Below are 20,701 nucleotides of genomic sequence, written 5' to 3'. Positions count from 1 at the left end.
ATGCCGAAGCCACCTGTGAACGCGAAAGCAAAAAATGCTAAAAAAAAGGGCAAGAAAACAGCATCTCATTTTCCTAAAAAGTTGGTGCTCATTGGCTGTTTTATCGTTTTAATTTCTATTTTTGCTATTTTATGGTCAAGTTTATTTAAAGCTTATCCTGTTGAAGGGAAAAAGCAGATGCTATCGATCACTTCAGGTGAGACCTACTCTGGTTTTATCGATCACTTAGCAAAAGAAAACAAAATCCATTTCCCTATTGTACTTAAGCTTTATCAAAGATTTATGATTCATGACAGCATGAAAGCTGGTGTATATGAAGTTGAGCAGGGAATGAGCGTAAGACAAGTATTAGAGATGTTGTCTAATGCTGATAATGCTCAGATGAACCGTATTTTAGTGATTGAAGGTACGACTTTTAAGCAGCTTATTACTGCACTCAAAAATGATAAAAATGTAAAAAATACAATACTTGACTTACCAGATGATCAGCTCATGAAGGTGCTAGGAATTCCTTATCATCATCCGGAAGGTTTATTTGCGCCTAATACTTATTTCTTTGCAAAAGGTGAAACTGATAAAAAAATCCTGATGGCTTTATATCATCACCAAATGAAAGCATTAGATGCAGCTTGGGCGAATCGTGCACCAAATTTACCTTATAAAGATAAGTATGAAGCTTTAATTATGGCTTCAATTGTTGAAAAAGAAACAAGTTTAGATAGTGAGCTTGAGCAGGTATCTGGTGTATTTGTACGCCGTCTGAAAATTGGTATGCGTCTACAAACTGACCCAACCGTAATTTATGGTATGGGTGCAAACTATAAGGGAAACATAACTCGCGAAGACTTACGTACACCAACTCCATATAATACTTATACAATTAATGGCTTACCGCCAACACCAATTGCTTTACCAAGTCAAAAAGCAATTGAAGCTGCATTACATCCAGATGACTCAAATAATATTTATTTTGTGGCAACTGGTAATGGTGGTCATAAATTTACTGCAGATTTGCAGGCTCATAATCAAGCGGTGCAGCAGTATTTATCCGTGTTGAGATCGAAGAAATAAGGAAAAGAGATGTTTATTAGCTTTGAAGGCACGGAAGGGGTAGGTAAAACTACACTCATTCGAAAAATTCATCAGCATTTTGAAGAGCAAGGTAAACAAGTTGTTTTAACCCGTGAGCCAGGTGGCACGCCGTTAGCAGAACAAATACGTTCAATGCTTTTGGCGGTGAATCATGATGAAAATATGAGCCATGATACCGAACTACTCTTAATTTATGCGGCACGTGCTCAACACTTACAACAAGTCATTTTGCCGGCTTTAGAGTCTAATAAAATTGTTTTAAGTGATCGCTTTACCGATGCAAGCTTTGCTTACCAATGTTCTGGTCGTGGTTTAAGCCAAGATAAATTACAGCTTTTAAATCAGAACTTTGTTTCACGTATGCCAGAGGTGACTTTCTGGTTAGATGCACCAATTGAACTTGGTATGAACCGTGCACGTGAACGTGGAGCTTTAGATCGTTTTGAACAGGAAAAGTTAAGTTTCTTCGCAAAAGTTCGCGAAGGGTATGAGACCTTATGGAAAGCCGAACCTGAACGTATTAAACGTTTAGATGCTACCCAAAGCCCAGATCAGGTGTTTGAGCAAGCTTTGCAATATTTAGGATAAATAATAATAAAAGCCGCTCTCATATTTTGTGGGAGTGGTTAAAAATAATAATAAATCTGGTTTAAAAGGTCATAGAAAATATGAGTCAGTATTCTATGCTATTTTGAATACTGTTCTGAAATCGAAGAAAAACAAGGATGAAAAGTTCAAAAGAGGAAATTGTAGCGTTTCTTGAAAAGGAATTTCCGCCAAGTCTTGAACATTGCACGATTGAATCAGTTACGCCTAAAGCTGCTGTCGTTTATTATCACGTCGATCAAAGACATCAAAGACATCAAAGGCCAGGCGGTACCATATCTGGGCCTACCATGATGACTTTGGCAGACTTTGCTTTGTATATTGCAATACTCGGTGAAATCGGAATTGTTGGTTTAGCAGTAACAACTAACTTTAATATTAATTTTTTAAGAAAACCCGCAGGTGATAAAGATCTACGCAGCGAATGTAGGCTCATGAAAGTAGGGAAGAGTCTAGTCGTGGGTGAGGTATGGATTTATTCAGTAGGGCAAGAGGAACCGGTGGCACATGTGACCGCGACTTATTCAATTCCTCCTCAATCATAAATATTAACCTAAATAAAAAGCACAGCCAGAGCTGTGCTTTTTTGTAGAAAAACAGTTTAAATTTCGGTATTAACCAATGGCTGTTCTACTGCAAAATTTGGAGGAGTTAACACAGTTTTACGAATCTCGTTCGAAGTTTCCGGATAATCGAGCGTGTAATGTAGACCACGTGACTCTTTGCGGTGCATGGCACAGCGCACAATCATCTCAGATACTAAAACAAGATTACGCAGTTCAATCAGGTTTTTGCTGACACGGTAGTCTTGATAATATTCAGTGATTTCACGCTTTAACATTTCTATACGGTGTAAAGCACGTTCTAAACGTTTCGTGGTTCTGACAATACCGACATAGTTCCACATGGTCGAACGTAACTCATCCCAGTTTTGTAAAATCACCACATCTTCATCTGGGTTGGTTACTTGAGAGTCATCCCAAGTGGGTACTTTCGGTAGTTTGAAATTCTCATCAAACTTATTTTCGATGTCTTTTGCTGCACTCATACCATAAACGAAGCACTCAAGTAATGAGTTACTCGCCATACGGTTAGCACCATGTAAACCTGTATAAGAGGTTTCACCAATTGCATAGAGACCTTCAATATCGGTCTGGCTATTTGAATCAACTACAACACCACCACATGTATAGTGTGCTGCCGGCACTACTGGAATCATGTCTTTAGTAATGTCGATACCTAACTCAAGCAAACGTGCATAAAGTGTAGGGAAGTGCTCTTTAATAAATTCAGGTGATTTGTGTGTAATGTCTAACCACACATGGCGAATACCGAGACGTTTAATTTCATGGTCAATGGTACGTGCCACAATATCGCGAGGAGCCAATTCAGCACGATCATCAAAACGAAGCATGAAACGTTCGCCATCAGGCAAGCGTAAGTAAGCACCTTCACCACGCATCGCTTCAGTAATTAAAAAAGAACGCGCTTGTGGATGGTACAGGCAAGTTGGATGGAACTGATTAAATTCCATATTCGCAACACGGCAACCTGCGCGGTAAGCCATAGCAATACCATCGCCTGTAGCAATATCAGGGTTAGACGTATAAAGGTAAGCTTTCATCGCACCGCCGCAAGCAAGTGCGGTAAATGGTGCAAGGAAGGTATGAACTTTTTCTGTATTTTCATCTAAGGCATACAAACCAATAGCGCGATTCGCCTGATCTGTATGACCTAATTTATGCGACGTGATTAAATCAATCGCAATGTAGTTTTCAAAAATAGTAATATTCTTGCGTTCTTTCGCACGTTCAACCAGTGTAGTTGAAATGGCTTTGCCTGTAGCATCAGCAGAATGGATAATGCGGCGCTGTGAGTGACCGCCTTCGCGAGTTAAGTGAAGTTGCTCATCTTCATCTAAGGTGAACTGAACACCTTGCTTTAAAAGAAAATCAACAGAAGGGCGACCACCTTCGACAGTGTGCTGTACTGCATCCATTTCACATAAATGAGCACCTGCAATCATAGTGTCATTAATATGTTGTTGAATAGAGTCAGTTTCATCAAGAACAGCAGCAACACCGCCTTGTGCATAGAAGGTACTTGCTTCAGTTAAAGCAGCTTTGGCTAAAACTGCAATATTAAAATGACTTGGTAACGATAAAGCCAGACTTAAACCAGCACCGCCACTGCCCACAATAATCACGTCAAAGTGGTGAATTGTCTGTTGATTAGGCATGTCCATTCGCATCAATTTAAAACGTCCGCTAATGACACCCCTTTTTACCTAAAAAGGCAAGAGCTTAAGCGCTCTAAGTCACAGAAAAATTGCAATTAGCTTAAAAAATTGCAATGCGTAAAATAAACGTGATGATGATGTCTTACAAATAAACATATTGTTACGCACAATTCCAAAGCATTGTGATACAAAAGTTTTATTCTTATTTCTCGTAGACCAATTGTGGGTGAGCACCGAATGAAATCTCGCTATTTACAACAAGGAATGTATGCAGCGGTATTTACAGTTGCCGCTGTTCAGGCAAACGCTGCTGTTGATTTTTCAAACCTCGTTGAACAAGTTAGTCCAGCTGTGGTGAGTGTAAATGTCGTAAAAAAAATGACTCAGGATGAACTGTTACAACAGCAAGTTCCTGAAATTTTAAAACGTTTCTTTGGTAATCAGGTCATCATTCCACAGCAACAAGGTCCTCAAGAAAAAACCGCATACGGTAGTGCATTCTTTATTAGTAAAGATGGTTACTTACTCACAAACCATCATGTGATTGAAAATGCTTCCCGCATTAGTATTACTTTAAATGACCGTCGTGAGATTGATGCAACTGTTGTTGGTAGTGATGAACGTACCGATGTTGCCTTATTAAAAGTGAATGGGAATAATTATCCAGCTTTGAAAGTGGGTAATGTTGACCGCTTACGAGTCGGTGAGCCTGTTTTAGCGATTGGTTCACCATTTGGTTTTGATTACTCAGCCTCAGCAGGTATTGTCAGTGCTAAATCACGAAATATGAGTGGTGAAACCTCTGTACCGTTTATTCAAACAGATGTGGCTTTAAACCCGGGTAACTCAGGTGGTCCATTGTTTAATCAAAACGGTGAAGTAGTCGGAGTAAACTCACGTATCTTTAGTGGTACTGGTGGTTATATGGGCTTGTCTTTCTCTATTCCAATCGATGTTGCGATGGATGTAGCTGAACAGCTTAAAACTAAAGGGAAGGTTACTCGTTCATACTTAGGCGTTATGATGCAAGATATTGATCGTAACCTTGCTGATGCCTACAAATTACCTAAACCAGAAGGTGCTCTTATCACACAAGTTACGCCAAATTCACCTGCTCAAAAAGCAGGGCTTAGAGCTGGTGATGTGATTTTAAAACTTAATGGTACATCTGTACTACGCACAAGTGATTTGCTTTATGCTTTAAACAAAGTGCAGCCAAATCAAACTGTTCAGTTTGAAGTATTACGTGATGATAAAACTCGTAATATTTCAGCAACTCTGGCAACCGCACCAGATGAAACACCAGCTACAGGTGCTCAGACTTCTGCCTCTAAAGGTCCGGTTTTAGGCATGAGTATTCGTGATTTAGCTGAGCCAGAGAAAAATGCATTGAGCGTAAAAGGTGGTATTTATGTTCAAGATGTTCGTCGTGGTGGATTAGCATCATTGTCAAATATTATTCCGGGTGATGTGATTATTCAGGTTAATAATACTCAAATTTTGAATAGCCAAGATTTTGCAAAAGTTGTTTCTAACTTACAAAAAAATACGGTTGCGCGTGTTGGAATTATTCGTCAAGGCCAACGTGCAATGCTTGGTTTGCGCATTCAGTAAAATGATTTAAAAATGAACCACCCTGAAAATGGGTGGTTTTTTATTATTTGTATTCGGCATAATGTTCGATCTAGCTAATTTAATTGTAGTTTTAGGTTTAATGATTAAAGTGGGTGTTTTGTGAGCAGTATTTTCGATTTGCATATTCAGGTTCAGCCACAGCATATTGATGCTTTGGGTCATGTTAACAATGTAATGTATGTTCAATGGATGCAAGATGTTGCTGCTGCTCATGTTGAAACATTAGGTGTAGGAGTAACCGAATACCTTGAGCTTAAACATGCAATGGTTGCTGTTGAGCATCATGTTCAATATCGTAAGGCTGCGTTTGAAGGCGAAGAAATTATATTGCGGACATGGCTAGACGATATCAATGCGCTTTATTCATTTCGCCAGTATGTGTTTTTCCGTCCGTCTGATCAGGCAGTCTTATTTGTTGGGAATACCAAGTGGGCATGTATTGAAATTGCATCGGGTCGACCAAAACGAATGTCGCCAACTTTTACACAAGCTTATAAGCCCCTTGATTCAAGCATAAATCCTTTAGATTTTACTATTTCATATGCTCGATAGTCGGAAGTATTACATGTGCTTTGAATTGTCATTTTTTAGAACATAAGTAAAAAGCTCATGATTATTTTGGATACTTTAAAATATCCATCTGCTATAATCTCTCGCAATTTGTTAAACCGCTTTGGCTATGTATTAAAACAAGCTACATAGCACTTTATATTTTCTCAAGGTAGCCCATGGCGCAAGCTAAAAAATCAGTTGATATCAAAAATATCCGAAATTTCTCGATTATCGCTCATATCGATCATGGTAAGTCTACTTTGGCTGACCGTTTTATTCAGATGTGTGGTGGCTTACAAGATCGTGAGATGCAAGCTCAGGTCTTGGACTCAATGGAGCTTGAGCGCGAACGTGGGATTACCATTAAAGCTGCTTCAGTGACATTGTATTACACCCATCCAAATGGACAAGAATATCAGCTTAACTTTATTGATACTCCGGGGCACGTTGACTTCTCGTATGAAGTATCTCGCTCATTAGCTGCATGTGAAGGTGCATTGTTGGTTGTCGATGCTGCGCAAGGCGTAGAAGCTCAATCAGTTGCAAACTGTTATACCGCGATTGAACAAGGTCTCGAAGTTCTTCCTATTTTAAATAAAATTGATTTACCGCAGGCTGAACCTGAACGTGTAATTCATGAAATTGAAGAAATTATCGGGATTGAAGCCACAGATGCGCCGACTTGTTCAGCAAAAACAGGTTTAGGTGTTGAAGGTGTATTAGAGCGTTTAGTTGACGTTATTCCGGCGCCAGAAGGTGATCGTGAAGCTCCCTTACAAGCTTTAATTATCGATTCATGGTTTGATAACTACTTAGGTGTAGTGTCTCTTGTTCGTATTAAACAAGGTCGTATCCGTAAGGGCGACAAAATGTTGGTTAAATCGACAGGACAAACTCATCCGGTAACTTCTGTAGGTGTATTTAATCCTAAGCATACTGAAACAGATATTCTTGAAGCTGGTGAAGTAGGTTTTGTTATTGCGGGTATTAAAGACATTTTTGGTGCGCCAGTAGGTGATACCATTACACTTGCAACAACACCAGACGTTGCAACTTTACCTGGTTTTAAAAAGGTTAAACCGCAGGTTTATGCGGGTCTTTTCCCAATCGATTCAAGCGACTTTGAACCATTCCGCGAAGCATTACAGAAATTACAAATTAACGATTCTGCCCTGTTCTTTGAACCTGAAAGTTCGGATGCACTTGGTTTCGGTTTCCGATGTGGTTTCTTGGGCATGTTGCATATGGAAATCGTACAAGAGCGTTTAGAACGTGAGTACGATCTCGATTTAATTAGTTCGGCACCAACAGTAGTTTATGAAGCTGTTACCAAAAAAGGTGAGACGATCTATATCGACAGTCCGTCTAAAATGCCAGATGGTTCAGTTGTTGAAGATTTACGTGAGCCAATTGCTGAATGTCATATTCTTGTGCCGCAAGAATACTTAGGTAATGTCATGACCTTATGTATTGAGCGTCGTGGTGTCCAAAAAGACATGAAGTTCTTAGGTAATCAAGTTTCGATTACTTTTGAAATTCCAATGGCTGAAGTCGTAATGGATTTCTTTGACAAGCTTAAATCATGTTCACGTGGTTTTGCATCGCTAGACTATAACTTCGTACGTTTCGAAAGTTCATCTTTAGTTAAGGTTGATGTATTAATTAATAGTGAAAAGGTTGATGCCTTGGCTATGATTTGTCACCGTAACGATGCTCGCCATCGTGGTATTGCTTTAGTTGAAAAAATGAAAGACTTGATTCCACGTCAAATGTTTGATGTTGCAATTCAGGCTGCCATTGGTGCTCAAATTATTGCTCGTTCGACCGTTAAGGCGATGCGTAAAAACGTTCTAGCAAAATGTTATGGCGGTGACGTGTCTCGTAAGAAGAAATTACTTTCTAAACAAAAAGAAGGTAAGAAACGTATGAAACAAGTGGGTAGTGTAGAAATTCCACAAGAAGCGTTCTTAGCTGTTTTGAAAGTAGAAAGATAAAAGAAAGGGCTGGGATGAACTTATATTCTCCCAGCCATAAAGCAAGCAGCTAGGCTGCGAGTGAGGTCATGTGGATTTTGATTTTAATTTAATTCTTGTTCCAGTTACGCTGATTTTATTTGCAGTGTGGTTGTTAGATAAACTTGTTTTTAAACAGCGTGCGAATAAAGGCCGAGAGAACGAAAATTTTGTTATTACATGGGCCTATGACTTTTGGCCAGTTTTAGCTGTTGTACTTGTACTTCGCTCATTTCTTTATGAACCATTTAACATTCCATCAGACTCGATGGTTCCAACTTTAGAGACTGGCGATTTTATTTTAGTTAATAAATTTGACTATGGTGTGCGTTTACCTATCGTAAATAAAAAAGTGATTGATGTAGGTGAACCAAAACGTGGTGATGTCATCGTATTCCGTTACCCACCTCAACCAACCATCAGCTATATTAAGCGTGTAATTGGTTTGCCGGGTGACCATATTGTTTATGATCATGGACAATTGATTATTAATGGTCAAAAAGTTCCTAAAGTAGCAACACAGTTTAGTCGTGAAAAAGATGCTTTAGATACACCAACGTCTATTTATCATAAAGAAACTATTGGTGATCATACCTTTACGATGCGTGAGCTTGAAGGCGTAAACGTTGCGCGTCAGGCACCATTTATTAACTATGTTGATAATGGCAAATATTCAAACCAAGACGGTTTATATTGGGAAGTAACCGTTCCGAAAGGACATTACTTTGCAATGGGGGACAACCGCGATCAAAGTGCTGATAGTCGTTTCTGGGGTTTCGTTCCTGAAGAAAACTTAACAGGCCGAGCTTTCTATGTCTGGATGCATAAAGAACCTGGTTTCCACCTGCCAAGCTTTAACCGAAATGGGAAAATAGATTAAAAACAACCATTAGGAAAACAAAAATGCGTAAGGCACAACAGGGTACTTCGTATTTAGCAATTTTATTTGGGGTGGTCATATTTGCAATTGCAGTGAAAGCTGTACTTGCAGTTTGGCCAGCGTATTGGGATGATCGTGTGATTAATAATCAGATTACCGAGCTTATGCAACAAAGCTCAGCTGATACGACACCCCAAAAATTTATGGCACAGATGGATCAAAGACTGGAAATGAATAATATTCGTGATCTTCATTTTGAAGAGATTGCCGAAGTGTTTAACCAGTCTGGTCTAACGGTCAAAAAGAAATATGAGGTAAGAAAGCCTTTCTTACTGAATATTGATTTAGTTTTAACATTTGAGAAGAGTTTTGACAAAACATCAGTTCAAACTAAGTGATCCTCGCTTACTCAGTCGAATCGGTTATCAATTTAAGCAGCCTGAATTGCTACAGTTAGCTTTGACTCACCGTTCGGTGAGTCATAAGTATAACTATGAGCGTCTGGAGTTTTTAGGCGATTCGCTGTTGGGCATGATCATTGCCAATTATTTATACCATGCTTACCCACATGAAAATGAGGGACGCTTAACACGTATGCGAGCAACTTTGGTTCGCCAAGAAGCATTAGGTAAAATTGCAACCGATTTGCAACTTAGTCGGTGTTTAATATTAAGCACGGGCGAGTTGAAATCTGGCGGTCATCATCGTGAGTCAATATTAGCAGATACGGTAGAAGCGATTATTGGTGCAATTTATCTTGATAGTAGTGATCTGAACCTACTCAAAGATATTGTGTTAAAATGGTACGTACCTTATTTAGATCATATTGAGCCAACAGATCAACTCAAAGATCCAAAATCACGTTTACAAGAGTATCTACAAGCACGTAAAAAACCTCTCCCTGTTTACGAGGTTGTAGATATTCAGGGTGATGCACCTCATCAACACTTTAAAGTCGAATGTTTGGTAGATGGTTTACCAAAGATTTATGGTGAGGGGTCAAGTCGTCGTTTTGCCGAGCAGGCAGCAGCGGCGGAAATTTTAAAGTTATTGGAGCAATAACCTGCATGTCGATGCATTCTGATCAAATCAATCCAGATTCAAATGAAAACCAAGATCCAAACAATCTGATTGATCAATTTTTTAGTTCCAAAGGCGTTACAATTCCTTCGGATTTTAAGAGCGGATTTGTGGCGATTGTGGGACGTCCAAATGTGGGTAAATCTACCCTCATGAACCATTTATTGGGTCAAAAACTCTCAATTACTTCACGTAAACCTCAAACGACACGCCATAAAATTATTGGTATTGATTCACGTGAAAAAATGCAAGCGGTTTATGTAGATACACCGGGAATGCATAAGAAAGAAGTACGCGCGATCAATAAAATGATGAACCGTGCTGCACATTCTGCATTACGTGACGTTAACTTAGTTTTATTTGTTATCGATGCTTATAAGTGGACTCAAAATGACGATTTAGTACTTGAGAAACTCAAGAATGCTGAAATGCCAGTTATTTTGGTAATTAACAAAGCTGATACTTTTGAAGATAAAAGAGAGATTCTTCCTTTGATTCAAGAGCGTACCAAGCTTATGAATTTTGCTGAGATTGTTCCTGTTTCAGCCCTTCGTGGAGCAAACTTGGAACATTTAAGTGAAACGATTGAAAAATATCTTCCTTATCAGCCACCACTGTATTCATTCGATCAAATTACGGACCGTTCTGAGCGCTTCTTGGCAAGTGAAATCATCCGTGAAAAAATCATGCGTCAGTTGGGTGAAGAGCTACCATACGATTTAACAGTGCAAATTGAATCTTTCAAAACAGAAGAGGCAACTGTTAATGAGAAAACTGGTCGATTAAAGCCAGCTTGTACCTATATTGATGCAACTATTTTTGTAGATCGTCCTGGCCAAAAAGCAATTGTGATTGGTGAAAAAGGTGCCAAGCTTAAAACGATTGGTATGGATGCTCGTAAAGACATGGAAAAAATGTTCGAACAAAAGATCATGCTTACCTTATGGGTTAAAGTTAAAGGTGGTTGGTCTGATGATGAACGTGCTTTAAAAAGTTTAGGATATAGTGATATCTAATAAGCAGGGAATACTGGTATGAAAGCAATTACATCAATATTGGTTATTGTTGGGTGTACATTGATGTTACAAGGTTGCGTATATAAGCTTGTAACTGTACCAGTAGGTATTGCTTATAAAACAACGAAAGGTGTAGTGAAGGGTACAGCTGCTGTTGTAGGAGCTGTAATTCCTGATGGTGATGATGACGATAAGAAAGAAAAAGAATCTAAGGAATAGTTTCTTTTTATGATGCGCAATGAAGTCCTACATGGATATATGATTCATCATCGTAAATATCGTGAAAAAAGCCATATTGTGCATCTCTTCACTCAGGAATACGGGCGGGTCGATGGTATTTTAAGACAGACTCCGCCTCCTCAATATCAACCAATTCGGTTGCAAGCCACAGGTAAAAGTGAACTTAAAAATTTTACGAAGCTGGAAATATTAAATCAGCCAGTTTTCTTTTTTGGTGATGCTTTTTTTGCTGGTTTTTATTTAAATGAAATTGTTTTAAGACTTTGCCCATTAGAAGAGGCAATGCCACAAACTTTTGAACAATATCAGTTAACTTTGCTTCAGTTACAACAATTATCTTCTCACGAAAATCCAGATCTCTTTCTCAGACAGATTTTGCGCCAGTTTGAACATGTCTTACTTCCAGAGCTAGGCTATGCGATTGATTTTTCAGTTGATAGCGCACAAAAAGAAATTTTGCCTCATCAGTTTTATCAGTTTCAAGTGACTGAAGGTTTTGCTCCAGTGGTTCAGGCAGGCCGTTCATCTTTGTCGGGAAAAGCAATTTTATCTATGCTGGACTATGAGCAAGGGCAGGATTTTTCTCACGAACAATTGCAATTATTAGGTAAACTATACCGTCAAATGATTACATCGCTTTTAGGTGACCGTCCCCTAAAAAGTCGACAATTGTGGATTCAAAATACTCAAACTCAATCGTAATTAGGATTTATTTATGGCTGCATTGCTTGGTGTAAACATAGACCATGTTGCTACTTTAAGACAGGCGCGCGGTACTACTTACCCAGACCCTGTAGAAGCTGCTCTTATTTGTGAACAAGCTGGTGCAGAGGGTATCACTTTGCATTTGCGTGAAGACCGTCGCCATATTCAAGATGATGACGTACGCCGCATGCGTCCATTGTTAAAAACACGTATGAATCTGGAGTTGGCTGTTACTGATGAAATGGTCGAGTTTGCAAAAGAAATTCAGCCACAACATGTATGCTTCGTTCCTGAAAAACGCCAAGAAGTAACAACTGAAGGCGGCTTAGATGTAGTCACTAACTTTGAAAAAGTTAAGGCTGCAACTCAGGCCTTAGCTGCTCTCGGATGTGACGTATCATTATTTATTGATGCGGATTTTGCTCAAATTGATGCTGCAGTGGCATGTGGAGCACCTACTATTGAGCTGCATACAGGCGCATATGCTGATGCGACAACAGAACAAGAACAGCAAGAAGAACTTGCTCGTATTGTAAAAGGTGTTGAGTACGCAGCGGCAAAAGGTTTAGTTGTAAATGCAGGTCATGGACTTAACCTAAAAAATATTGCACCAATTGCAGCAATTCCCCAAATTCATGAATTAAACATTGGTCATTCAATTATTGCAGATAGTGTTTTTGTAGGTCTGGCACAAGCTGTTAAAGATATGAAAACAGCGATTCAGGCAGCAGGATAATTAGTAATGTCGAGTATCAATTACGATGAATTAATGCAGCCAGTGTTAGTATTTTTGGGGTGTCAAACTCCGAATGAATGGTTAGATGAGGCCGTTAATAATTTAGATATCTTGATGCAAGATCATGCCAATTGCGAGAAAAAAGCAGCTGGTACAGCAATGAACTTAATGTTCCGCTATAGTTTTTTTACAGATCTACAAGTTAAACTTGCTCAACTTGTACGTGAAGAAATGCTTCATTATGAACAAGTCCTCGAATTTATGACCAAACGTGGGCAAGAGTGGAAAGGTTTAAGTGCAGGCCGCTATGCAGGTGGTTTACGAAAAGAGATACGCACATATGAGCCAGAAGCTTTAATTGACGTACTAGTTATAGGAGCTTTTGTAGAAGCACGTTCATGCGAACGTTTTTATGCACTTGCTCCGCGTGTAGATGACGAACTGGGACGCTATTATCGTTACCTGCTTAAGTCTGAATCTCGTCATTTTGAAGACTATTTGGCACTAGCGCTTGATGTCGCAAAAACTGCAAAAATGAAAGATCCTGAAGAGGATATTCAGCAGCGTATTGAACACATCCGTGAAGTTGAAAAAAATCTGATTTTGACTCCGGATGATACTTTCCGGTTTCATAGTGGTGTTCCTGCATAGTTTTGAATGCTTCAGTTAAAAAAGTTTACCGTGAAAGGTAAACTTTTTTATTAGGTGAGCGTTATCTTTTTGGCTATAGACATATTCTGCTTTTAGTTTTTAAATGCATATAATTATTTAATAAATATATTTTTTATAGATTTTAATTTCTCTTAAAATTTTTAAAAAAACTTTTATTTTTTTAGGCTAATAATAAATATTGTGTAAATATAAAGGCTGATATGTTCATCATGAGTTCAACTGAAATAGTTGATCATTTCTAAGGATATAAGAATGTTAGCATTAGTTACAGGCGCCTCTGCGGGCTTTGGTTATAGCATTTCAAAAAAGCTGATTGAGTTAGGCTATAAAGTTATTGGTTGTGGAAGACGGGCAGAAAAACTAGAAGAACTAAAACAAGAACTTGGTGAAAAATTCTACCCATTAGTATTTGATATGACGGATACAGCAGAAAATATAAATAAGATATTCAAAGAATTACCAAATGAATTTCAAATCGATCAAATTGATTTGCTCGTAAATAATGCAGGTTTGGCATTAGGCCTAGAATCGGCAGACAAGGCTGAATTAGATGATTGGTACACGATGATTGATACCAATGTTAAGGGGCTTGTTACTGTTACCCGACTAATTTTGCCAAGCATGGTAAAGAAGAAATCAGGCTTAATCATTAATATGGGTTCAATTGCAGGTACATATCCATATCCTGGTGGTAATGTTTACGGTGCAACAAAGGCTTTTGTAGAGCAGTTTAGTCTAAATCTTCGTGCTGATTTAGCTGGTACTGGTGTGCGCGTAACTAACGTTGAACCAGGGCTGTGTGGGGGAACTGAGTTTTCTCTTGTGCGTTTTAAAGGGGATCAAGAGAAAGTGAGTAGTCTCTATGATAAGAAAAATCCAATTTTGCCTGAAGACATTGCAAATACGGTCGCGTGGATTGCATCACAACCAGCCCATATTAATATTAACCGTATAGAAATGATGCCAACAACGCAGTCTTTTAACCCATTAAAAGTTGTAGAAGCGGAATAATAGAATTTTAAAAATGATCTAAAGATGGAGGTATATTCTTTAAATTTAGATCTGATGATTAAATCTAGTAAATATTCAAATTATGAAAAGCAAATCCTCTACAAATAGGTAGGGGATTTTTTATAGGTATTCAAAATAAATGGCAATAAAAAAGCCCGCTTTAATGCTGCGGGCTTTTTAGTATTTGGCTCTCCCACCTGGGCTCGAACCAGGGACCTGCGGATTAACAGTCCGTCGCTCTACCGACTGAGCTATGGGAGAATCTGCATGCGATTATAAGGAGATTTTGACAAGGGTCAAGTGAAAATCGTCATGTTTCCTTCATTTTTGTGTTGTATGCTTCTTATTTGATCAAGTTGAGTAGCGAGGATATAAATTACTTGCACTTTAAAAACTCAATTGCTAGATTCAAAAAAGAACAAGCGTTTGGAGTAATCCAAACAGTGTGGATTTAAACCAACTTGCCAGCACTAAAATGGCTAAATCGGAGATAAGTATGAAAACACTTACTGTTGCTTCTATTTTTTCTAATGTTGATTTTTATCAACGTAATTATCTCAATATTTTAAATCAACCAGAATCTTATTACACACTTGTAGAAGATGCATGGATCAATGCTTTTCCATTTAAAAAGCAGGACTTGTACTTAGGTGACTTATTACAACTCTGGTTTAGTTCAAAATGGGATGTGCATACTTCACTGAAAGTTTTAAAGTCTTCCAACATATTAGATCAATCTAAACCCCTCTATATTTTCCAGCTCGAAGGCGAATTATTACTAGGTAAAAATAAAGTTTTAGCTTGGTCTACTCAGTGTCATAAAGTGATAGAGCTTCAACTTAAGAATATTTGGGCACCTTATGTGGTTGCACAAACTTGTGACCGTCCAGATCTTCCTGACTTAATAAAAAAGGCAGCCATTTAAAGCTGCCTTAGTTTTTATGGTCGAATGATCATACAAGTCGCTGTTGCATACGCATAAAGTTTACCTTCTTCATCAATAATTTTACCTTCGGAAATACCTAAGTTTTTACTTAAATTAATGACTTTACCAGTGGCAATTAAAGCCTGATTTTGAGGAATAGGGCGGCACATTTTTACATTAAGGTCGATGGTGCCATAACCCACGCCAGCAGGTAACATCGTATGGACAGCACAACCAGTCACCGAGTCTAGAACTGTTGCTGCAAAACCACCATGTACGCCACCTAATGGGTTTAAGTGATTATGATCTGCTTGTGCTTTGAAAGTTACACATCCTTCAGAAATTTCAGTAGGTTGCATTGGAATCGTTTTGCTTATACTGGCAGGTGGTATGTGACCTTCAATCATGGCTTGTAAAAATTCGAGGCCTGTCATTTCCATAGGATTTTTCATTTTTTGAGTCCTTCAGTAATTAAGGTTCTAAAATGGAACTTGATGTTAAATTAGGCGTTAAAATGCATATTGTCAAGTTGGCAAGTACAAGAAATATGGCTATTTTATAGTTTATAAACTTGTAAAATGTGGTTGAGTAGAATATTTTATAACCCTAAAAATATAAACTTCTTGTGGAAAATAATAATGAACGGTCAGTGTTTATGCGGTAAAACAACTTTTGAAGTTGAATTAAAAAATCATGATGTACATGCTTGCCATTGTTCGATGTGTCGTAGACAAACTAGTGGTGTCAATATGACAGTTGATGTGGTCAAAGGCAGTTTAAAGTTTATTCAGCAAAAGCATCTTAGTGTATTTAACTCTTCTGACTGGGGAGAACGAGGCTTTTGTAATGCTTGTGGAACGATAATTTTTTGGAGAACGAAAGATCAAAGCTACTGTAATATCAATGTATTTTCTTTAAATGAGCCAGTAGAAGACTTGAATTTGGATATGGAAATTTTTATTGATTCAAAACCCGATTTTTATACTTTTCAAAATGATACGAAGAAATTGACTGAGGCACAGGTCGCTGCGTTATTTAACCTATAATAATTTTAATTATAAAAAAGGCCTCAATTTTGAGGCCTTTTTAATTTTACAAATTATTTAGCAGCTTTTTCAGCTTCGATAGATGCAATTGCAGCATCCACACCTTCGATTGATTCAGCAGCTTTTTTGATACGTGCTAACGCATCAACAAGTACTTCATCAGCTGTTGCATATGAAATACGCATGAAGCCGCCTAAACCAAATGCATCACCAGGAACAACTGCTACGCCAGTTTCTTCTAGTAACCATTCAGAGAATTCTGTGCAAGACTTTAAGCCTTTTGCACGAATAAGAGGGCGAATGTTTGCATACGCATAGAATGCACCATCAGCAGGTAAACAAGAGATACCTTTGATGTCGTTTAAGCCATTAACTACTAAATCATGACGACGTTTAAACGCTTCAATCATTGGCTCTAAAACATCTTGTGGACCATTCAATGCAGCTTCAGCAGCAACTTGTGAAATTGAAGTTGGGTTAGAAGTTGATTGAGACTGGATTTTTTTCATTGCACCAATGATTTTTGCTGGGCCGGCTGCATAGCCAATACGCCAACCAGTCATTGCATATGCTTTAGATACACCATTTAAAACAATTGTGCGGTCATATAAATCTGGAGCAACAGTTGCAATGTTGTAGAACTCATCTTCCCAACGAATTGGTTCATACATGTCATCAGAAGCAACAAATACTTGTGGATGACGACGTAAAACTTCTGCTAAAGCTTCTAATTCAGCTTTGCTATAAATCATACCTGTTGGGTTAGATGGGCTATTTAATACCACTAAACGAGTATTTGGTGTAATCGCAGCTTCTAATTGTTCAGGTGTAATTTTGAAACGTTGGTCTTCACCACATTTCACAATAACTGGCGTACCTTCAGCAATAATCACCATATCTGGATAGCTTACCCAGAATGGAGCAGGGATGATCACTTCATCACCTTTGTTTAATAATGCAAGTGCCAAGTTAAAGAAGCTTTGCTTACCACCACATGAAACCAAAATCTGGTTTGGCTGATAATCAAGATTATTATCACGCTTAAACTTAGCAATAATTGCTTTTTTTAACCCAGGAGTACCATCTACAGCCGTATATTTGGTGAAACCATTATTAATTGCTTCAATTGCAGCATCTTTAATGTGTTGAGGGGTATCAAAATCTGGCTCGCCAGCACCTAAACCAATCACATTCTTGCCAGCAGCTTTAAGCTCAGCAGCTTTGTTAGTTACAGCAAGTGTAGGGGACGGTTTGATAGCATTGACACGATCAGAAAGACGTACGTCCACGGCAATATTCCTCTTATGGGATTAAAAAATAAAAAGCATACTATCTTATCGCAAAAATTAGGCAATTTGCGGATGTGGGTATTTTTAGATGTAAAAAAGTTTAATTTAAGAAAGATCTTGTTGTGGTTTTACTCAATTGAAGCTTTTTTCGAAAGAAATGAGAAAAATCCTTTATAATAAGTCGCAATCGAAATATCGAGACTGAATCATGACTGAGCAACAGCCAAAACAGAAAAAGGCTTTGGTGAAATTGCCATTCCCAATGCCGAATGAAAGCAATCAAGCAGATGATGCTGTACACAACCAAGTGCGTCCGAAGCCAGAGCAATATGCAGATAGAACTTGGATGCCACCTCGTGGTACGCGCCGTTCTATGGGTAAGCGTTAATTTAAAAAACAGGCAATATGCCTGTTTTTTTATTGTTGTGGCACTTCTTGATAATAACTTTTTTTCTTTTGATACATACTGTGATCTGCGCGTTTTAGCATATCTTCCACTTGTTCATTTTCTTTTGTGGTTGCATGTCCAATAGCAATACTAATTGGATGGCTTGAGTAATATTGATTATCTATATTGAAAAGCTCCTGAATAGTTTGCAGCATCATCAAGACATTCGCTTCATCAGCACCAGGCATTAAAATCACAAACTCGTCGCCACCGATTCGAGAAGCTGTATATGCAGTATTTGTGATTGCCTGATTTAAAATATTACCTACACGTCGTAATAAACCATCACCAATATCGTGACCAAGTTGATCATTGGTTTCTTTTAAACCATTCATGTCTAAAAAAATTGAAGAAACAGGACGAATAATACTGCGGTTTAAACGATTAAGCTCTTCTGTAAAGAAAGCACGGTTATGAAGCTTAGTCAGCACATCATGCTGGCCTAAATATTCTAAATAATTTTCAGCTTTCTTTCGTGCAGTAATATCTGTAAGTGCAACTTGTACCAATCCCCAAGTCTCTTCATAGCCGGGGAATACGGTAAATTGCAGTAAGACATTTCTAATTTGACCATCTAATGCATAGTTAACGGCTTCACGCTTGTGGTGAATATTTCCTTGCCAGAGTTCGATCAGCTGTTCTCTAAAAGTTTCCACCATCTCTTCAGCAAAAATTTTATGGGTATTTTTTAAGAGAGTCGTTTTGTCAGGTGCTTTAAATAAATCGAGAGTTGACTGGTTAACATCTAAAATTAGAATATCTTCTATACATTGACGCACAAACTCAGGATGTACATCTAGAAAAGTCCTAAAGTCTTCAATACCTAATAGCCTAAGCTGATCAATTCTATTTTTAATACGGCTAAAATCTTCAACCCAAAGAGAAGTCGGGGAGTAGATAAACATTGACTCTGCTAGGCGTCGATTTTTCTCTTCCTGACGAAGTGCATTTTGATACGGCGTAATGTCTTCGGTGGTAATTAAAATACGGTCAAATGTAGTTTCAGAACCCGGTAAAATTGCTCCACGCAGTTGTACATCAATACGTTTACCAGAGAGCGTGTAATTTATAGTAGTACTTGAAAAATGAGTTTTGCCATTCCATAACGCTTTGAGTTCATGAATATGAGCTTCAAACATTTCTTTTTTAAAAATAAGATTTAAGTTGGCGCATAATTCTTCTTGGTTTTTTGCTTCAAAAAGTTCTAATGCTTTTTGGTTGACCTTAATAATTTTAATTTTACGGGCACATTCGACAATCAAATTTTCATTTTGACTTAGAAATTCATATAAATCTTCGACCCCTTGATTTCTCCATAGGTCAAATAACTGCTTAACTTCACTGAAGTCCTCAATCCACATTGGAATTGGGGTTAAGTCAAAAATTGAAGAATCTAAAGTTTCCATTTGTTTCTTTAAGTATTCAGTTCGTCTTAAAGTATAATGAGAAAAATTAGGATTTGGGAAAATAATCAGTTTAAATCTTTAGAATAATTAAAATAATGAGAAAGCAGAATTTATCTGCTTTACTCATAAAATATCAAAATAAATTAACGGTTAATTGGGTGGTCGATATTTTTCTCGCCGCGCCATAATTTAATGAAGTCTTGTTCATCGAAATCGTAAAGTTCCATCAATGCCACAATGACACTGACAAAAATCATTGCGCCTTCTGAGTTACCATGCATATTGAAAATCTTGCCATTGAGCTTACCTAAAATATCACTCAATTCGTGGTCTCGGCCTCTGCCATAGCGGTCACGAGGATATAATTCTTCATTTAAAACAATCAGTGCTATCGCTTTTTCAGCATTTGATAAATCAGTTTTATCTAAAGCGTCTTCAAAAGAGTCACTACCGTGATTAAAGTAAAAAATAACTTCATCGTTAATGAAACTTTGAACCATTTTTTGAGTGAGTGTCGGAAACTGTGAAACAGCATTATCTTCAACATACGGTTTAAATGATTCTGGAAAAATCACGTTGTGATATATGCCTTTAAAAAGCGGAGCAATTTCGGAAACTTTATAACCTGCGATCCCACATCCTAAAGCAGTCACAAAGTATTTCATCTTAGGGTGATTTTTTGCATAAATTTTAAAGTCTTCAACATAATGCTCGATTTGGGAGAGTGGCATTTGTTGAATATGTTCATTTAAAGTCGGAATTGCAAAGCTTTGTCCAGCCCAGCCACGTCCCACACCTTCTACAGCCCCGAAATGCTGACTGGCAACTCGTGCAGCTCCACTACCATGTTGCCCAGCCATATTACTACCGAAGACAAACACTGTATCTTCAGGGAGTTCAGTTACAATACTTTCATCATGATATTGATAGGTCATGGTTATGCTTTTTATCTAATGGATGAGTCCATGTTGCAACCGTTTAAAGCATTGGTCAAGTATCAAGATGCTTAATATTTTCGCCGTAGATTAATCTGGCTACAGACTTTAAATTAGGGAAAAAATCCCCATTAAGTTGCTAGACGATAAATTCAAATTTTTTATAAAGAGAGAGA

Annotated in this window: 23 protein-coding genes, 1 tRNA gene and 1 pseudogene; 19 read left to right on the top strand and 6 right to left on the bottom strand. The window is 38.0% G+C overall.

What is annotated here, in order from left to right:
- The 3 genes from mltG (at position 1) to RMA95_RS01775 (ending at position 2,243) form a co-directional block, all read left to right on the top strand.
- A complete protein-coding gene (mltG, locus tag RMA95_RS01785) occupies positions 1 to 1,071 on the top strand; it encodes an endolytic transglycosylase MltG (RefSeq protein ID WP_311069421.1) in 1,071 nt (356 codons plus the stop codon).
- Between the two features lie 9 nt (positions 1,072 to 1,080).
- Positions 1,081 to 1,680 carry a dTMP kinase gene (gene tmk / locus RMA95_RS01780; RefSeq protein ID WP_134261984.1) on the top strand — a complete coding sequence of 200 codons (600 nt, stop codon included), beginning with the start codon at positions 1,081 to 1,083 and terminating at the stop codon, positions 1,678 to 1,680.
- A gap of 137 nt (positions 1,681 to 1,817) precedes the next feature.
- Positions 1,818 to 2,243, top strand: coding sequence for a PaaI family thioesterase (locus RMA95_RS01775; RefSeq protein WP_311069420.1), 426 nt, complete (start codon positions 1,818 to 1,820; stop codon positions 2,241 to 2,243).
- Positions 2,244 to 2,299: 56 nt separating this feature from the next.
- Here RMA95_RS01775 and nadB read toward each other — a convergent pair whose 3' ends face one another.
- Positions 2,300 to 3,943: an L-aspartate oxidase gene (gene nadB / locus RMA95_RS01770; RefSeq protein ID WP_311069419.1), complete on the bottom strand. Its 1,644-nt coding sequence runs from the start codon at positions 3,941 to 3,943 to the stop codon at positions 2,300 to 2,302.
- Between the two features lie 231 nt (positions 3,944 to 4,174).
- On the opposite strand from nadB, the gene RMA95_RS01765 reads away from it, so the two are divergent.
- The 12 genes from RMA95_RS01765 to RMA95_RS01710 all read left to right on the top strand — a co-directional run bounded on the left by RMA95_RS01765 (position 4,175) and on the right by RMA95_RS01710 (position 14,476).
- Positions 4,175 to 5,551: a Do family serine endopeptidase gene (locus tag RMA95_RS01765; RefSeq protein WP_004699956.1), complete on the top strand. Its 1,377-nt coding sequence runs from the start codon at positions 4,175 to 4,177 to the stop codon at positions 5,549 to 5,551.
- 120 nt (positions 5,552 to 5,671) lie between these two features.
- A complete protein-coding gene (locus tag RMA95_RS01760; protein WP_311069418.1) occupies positions 5,672 to 6,124 on the top strand; it encodes an acyl-CoA thioesterase in 453 nt (150 codons plus the stop codon).
- 176 nt (positions 6,125 to 6,300) lie between these two features.
- A complete protein-coding gene (gene lepA, locus RMA95_RS01755) occupies positions 6,301 to 8,118 on the top strand; it encodes a translation elongation factor 4 (protein WP_004699962.1) in 1,818 nt (605 codons plus the stop codon).
- A gap of 70 nt (positions 8,119 to 8,188) precedes the next feature.
- Positions 8,189 to 9,016, top strand: coding sequence for a signal peptidase I (gene lepB, locus RMA95_RS01750; protein ID WP_016804957.1), 828 nt, complete (start codon positions 8,189 to 8,191; stop codon positions 9,014 to 9,016).
- A gap of 23 nt (positions 9,017 to 9,039) precedes the next feature.
- Entirely contained in the window at positions 9,040 to 9,414 is a 375-nt protein-coding gene (locus tag RMA95_RS01745; RefSeq protein ID WP_311069417.1) for a DUF4845 domain-containing protein, read from the top strand.
- Positions 9,386 to 10,078: a ribonuclease III gene (gene rnc, locus RMA95_RS01740; protein WP_004707545.1), complete on the top strand. Its 693-nt coding sequence runs from the start codon at positions 9,386 to 9,388 to the stop codon at positions 10,076 to 10,078. The genes RMA95_RS01745 and rnc overlap by 29 nt, the downstream gene beginning before the upstream one ends.
- Before the next feature lie 11 nt (positions 10,079 to 10,089).
- Positions 10,090 to 11,112 carry a GTPase Era gene (gene era / locus RMA95_RS01735; protein WP_080593587.1) on the top strand — a complete coding sequence of 341 codons (1,023 nt, stop codon included), beginning with the start codon at positions 10,090 to 10,092 and terminating at the stop codon, positions 11,110 to 11,112.
- 18 nt (positions 11,113 to 11,130) lie between these two features.
- Entirely contained in the window at positions 11,131 to 11,331 is a 201-nt protein-coding gene (locus tag RMA95_RS01730) for an NF038104 family lipoprotein (RefSeq protein ID WP_311069416.1), read from the top strand.
- A gap of 9 nt (positions 11,332 to 11,340) precedes the next feature.
- The gene (locus RMA95_RS01725) at positions 11,341 to 12,054 is read left to right on the top strand and encodes a DNA repair protein RecO (RefSeq protein ID WP_022575281.1); all 714 of its coding nucleotides are present in this window, start codon (positions 11,341 to 11,343) and stop codon (positions 12,052 to 12,054) included.
- A 13-nt stretch (positions 12,055 to 12,067) separates the two neighbouring features.
- Positions 12,068 to 12,793, top strand: a complete 726-nt coding sequence (gene pdxJ, locus RMA95_RS01720) for a pyridoxine 5'-phosphate synthase (RefSeq protein WP_263614353.1) — start codon at positions 12,068 to 12,070, stop codon at positions 12,791 to 12,793.
- Between the two features lie 6 nt (positions 12,794 to 12,799).
- Complete coding sequence (locus RMA95_RS01715; protein WP_263614352.1) at positions 12,800 to 13,444, top strand: tRNA-(ms[2]io[6]A)-hydroxylase; 645 nt, start codon at positions 12,800 to 12,802, stop codon at positions 13,442 to 13,444.
- Positions 13,445 to 13,717: 273 nt separating this feature from the next.
- Entirely contained in the window at positions 13,718 to 14,476 is a 759-nt protein-coding gene (locus RMA95_RS01710) for an SDR family oxidoreductase (RefSeq protein WP_016804929.1), read from the top strand.
- A gap of 185 nt (positions 14,477 to 14,661) precedes the next feature.
- Here the strand turns inward: RMA95_RS01710 and RMA95_RS01705 are convergent.
- A tRNA-Asn gene (locus RMA95_RS01705) sits at positions 14,662 to 14,737 on the bottom strand.
- A 49-nt stretch (positions 14,738 to 14,786) separates the two neighbouring features.
- Here RMA95_RS01705 and RMA95_RS01700 point away from each other — a divergent pair.
- Positions 14,787 to 14,931 (top strand): annotated as a pseudogene (locus RMA95_RS01700) (hypothetical protein); the annotation flags it as partial.
- Positions 14,932 to 14,972: 41 nt separating this feature from the next.
- Positions 14,973 to 15,401: a hypothetical protein gene (locus RMA95_RS01695; RefSeq protein ID WP_263614350.1), complete on the top strand. Its 429-nt coding sequence runs from the start codon at positions 14,973 to 14,975 to the stop codon at positions 15,399 to 15,401.
- 14 nt (positions 15,402 to 15,415) lie between these two features.
- On the opposite strand, the gene RMA95_RS01690 is transcribed toward RMA95_RS01695, so the two are convergent.
- Positions 15,416 to 15,853, bottom strand: a complete 438-nt coding sequence (locus RMA95_RS01690) for a PaaI family thioesterase (RefSeq protein ID WP_016804927.1) — start codon at positions 15,851 to 15,853, stop codon at positions 15,416 to 15,418.
- 186 nt (positions 15,854 to 16,039) lie between these two features.
- Here RMA95_RS01690 and RMA95_RS01685 point away from each other — a divergent pair, with 186 nt between their 5' ends.
- Complete coding sequence (locus RMA95_RS01685; RefSeq protein ID WP_263614349.1) at positions 16,040 to 16,447, top strand: GFA family protein; 408 nt, start codon at positions 16,040 to 16,042, stop codon at positions 16,445 to 16,447.
- 53 nt (positions 16,448 to 16,500) lie between these two features.
- Here RMA95_RS01685 and RMA95_RS01680 read toward each other — a convergent pair whose 3' ends face one another.
- Positions 16,501 to 17,736 carry a pyridoxal phosphate-dependent aminotransferase gene (locus tag RMA95_RS01680; RefSeq protein ID WP_279970084.1) on the bottom strand — a complete coding sequence of 412 codons (1,236 nt, stop codon included), beginning with the start codon at positions 17,734 to 17,736 and terminating at the stop codon, positions 16,501 to 16,503.
- A 208-nt stretch (positions 17,737 to 17,944) separates the two neighbouring features.
- Between RMA95_RS01680 and RMA95_RS01675 the strand changes: the two genes are divergently transcribed.
- Entirely contained in the window at positions 17,945 to 18,124 is a 180-nt protein-coding gene (locus tag RMA95_RS01675; RefSeq protein ID WP_002118942.1) for a hypothetical protein, read from the top strand.
- A 29-nt stretch (positions 18,125 to 18,153) separates the two neighbouring features.
- Here the strand turns inward: RMA95_RS01675 and RMA95_RS01670 are convergent, their stop codons facing one another.
- Positions 18,154 to 19,590, bottom strand: a complete 1,437-nt coding sequence (locus tag RMA95_RS01670) for a diguanylate cyclase domain-containing protein (RefSeq protein WP_311069415.1) — start codon at positions 19,588 to 19,590, stop codon at positions 18,154 to 18,156.
- A gap of 143 nt (positions 19,591 to 19,733) precedes the next feature.
- Positions 19,734 to 20,525, bottom strand: a complete 792-nt coding sequence (locus tag RMA95_RS01665; RefSeq protein ID WP_311069414.1) for a hypothetical protein — start codon at positions 20,523 to 20,525, stop codon at positions 19,734 to 19,736.
- Positions 20,526 to 20,701: the final 176 nt, after the last annotated feature.

This window comes from Acinetobacter sp. V110_1 (assembly GCF_031798975.1).
GTDB classification, from domain to species: domain Bacteria; phylum Pseudomonadota; class Gammaproteobacteria; order Pseudomonadales; family Moraxellaceae; genus Acinetobacter; species Acinetobacter nosocomialis_A.
The sequence above is the reverse complement of the archived record's forward strand: the minus strand, read 5'-3'. Positions and strand labels throughout refer to the sequence as shown.

Coding starts and splice junctions, on each gene's coding strand:
- RMA95_RS01695 (WP_263614350.1), top strand. CDS start 14,973: ATGAAAACACTTACTGTTGCTTCTATTTTTTCTAATGTTGATTTTTAT.
- era (WP_080593587.1), top strand. CDS start 10,090: ATGCATTCTGATCAAATCAATCCAGATTCAAATGAAAACCAAGATCCA.
- RMA95_RS01715 (WP_263614352.1), top strand. CDS start 12,800: ATGTCGAGTATCAATTACGATGAATTAATGCAGCCAGTGTTAGTATTT.
- mltG (WP_311069421.1), top strand. CDS start 1: ATGCCGAAGCCACCTGTGAACGCGAAAGCAAAAAATGCTAAAAAAAAG.
- RMA95_RS01665 (WP_311069414.1), bottom strand. CDS start 20,525: ATGACCTATCAATATCATGATGAAAGTATTGTAACTGAACTCCCTGAA.
- RMA95_RS01690 (WP_016804927.1), bottom strand. CDS start 15,853: ATGAAAAATCCTATGGAAATGACAGGCCTCGAATTTTTACAAGCCATG.
- RMA95_RS01710 (WP_016804929.1), top strand. CDS start 13,718: ATGTTAGCATTAGTTACAGGCGCCTCTGCGGGCTTTGGTTATAGCATT.
- tmk (WP_134261984.1), top strand. CDS start 1,081: ATGTTTATTAGCTTTGAAGGCACGGAAGGGGTAGGTAAAACTACACTC.
- RMA95_RS01730 (WP_311069416.1), top strand. CDS start 11,131: ATGAAAGCAATTACATCAATATTGGTTATTGTTGGGTGTACATTGATG.
- RMA95_RS01675 (WP_002118942.1), top strand. CDS start 17,945: ATGACTGAGCAACAGCCAAAACAGAAAAAGGCTTTGGTGAAATTGCCA.
- pdxJ (WP_263614353.1), top strand. CDS start 12,068: ATGGCTGCATTGCTTGGTGTAAACATAGACCATGTTGCTACTTTAAGA.
- RMA95_RS01685 (WP_263614349.1), top strand. CDS start 16,040: ATGAACGGTCAGTGTTTATGCGGTAAAACAACTTTTGAAGTTGAATTA.
- RMA95_RS01670 (WP_311069415.1), bottom strand. CDS start 19,590: ATGGAAACTTTAGATTCTTCAATTTTTGACTTAACCCCAATTCCAATG.
- RMA95_RS01765 (WP_004699956.1), top strand. CDS start 4,175: ATGAAATCTCGCTATTTACAACAAGGAATGTATGCAGCGGTATTTACA.
- RMA95_RS01745 (WP_311069417.1), top strand. CDS start 9,040: ATGCGTAAGGCACAACAGGGTACTTCGTATTTAGCAATTTTATTTGGG.
- lepA (WP_004699962.1), top strand. CDS start 6,301: ATGGCGCAAGCTAAAAAATCAGTTGATATCAAAAATATCCGAAATTTC.
- nadB (WP_311069419.1), bottom strand. CDS start 3,943: ATGGACATGCCTAATCAACAGACAATTCACCACTTTGACGTGATTATT.
- RMA95_RS01725 (WP_022575281.1), top strand. CDS start 11,341: ATGATGCGCAATGAAGTCCTACATGGATATATGATTCATCATCGTAAA.
- RMA95_RS01775 (WP_311069420.1), top strand. CDS start 1,818: ATGAAAAGTTCAAAAGAGGAAATTGTAGCGTTTCTTGAAAAGGAATTT.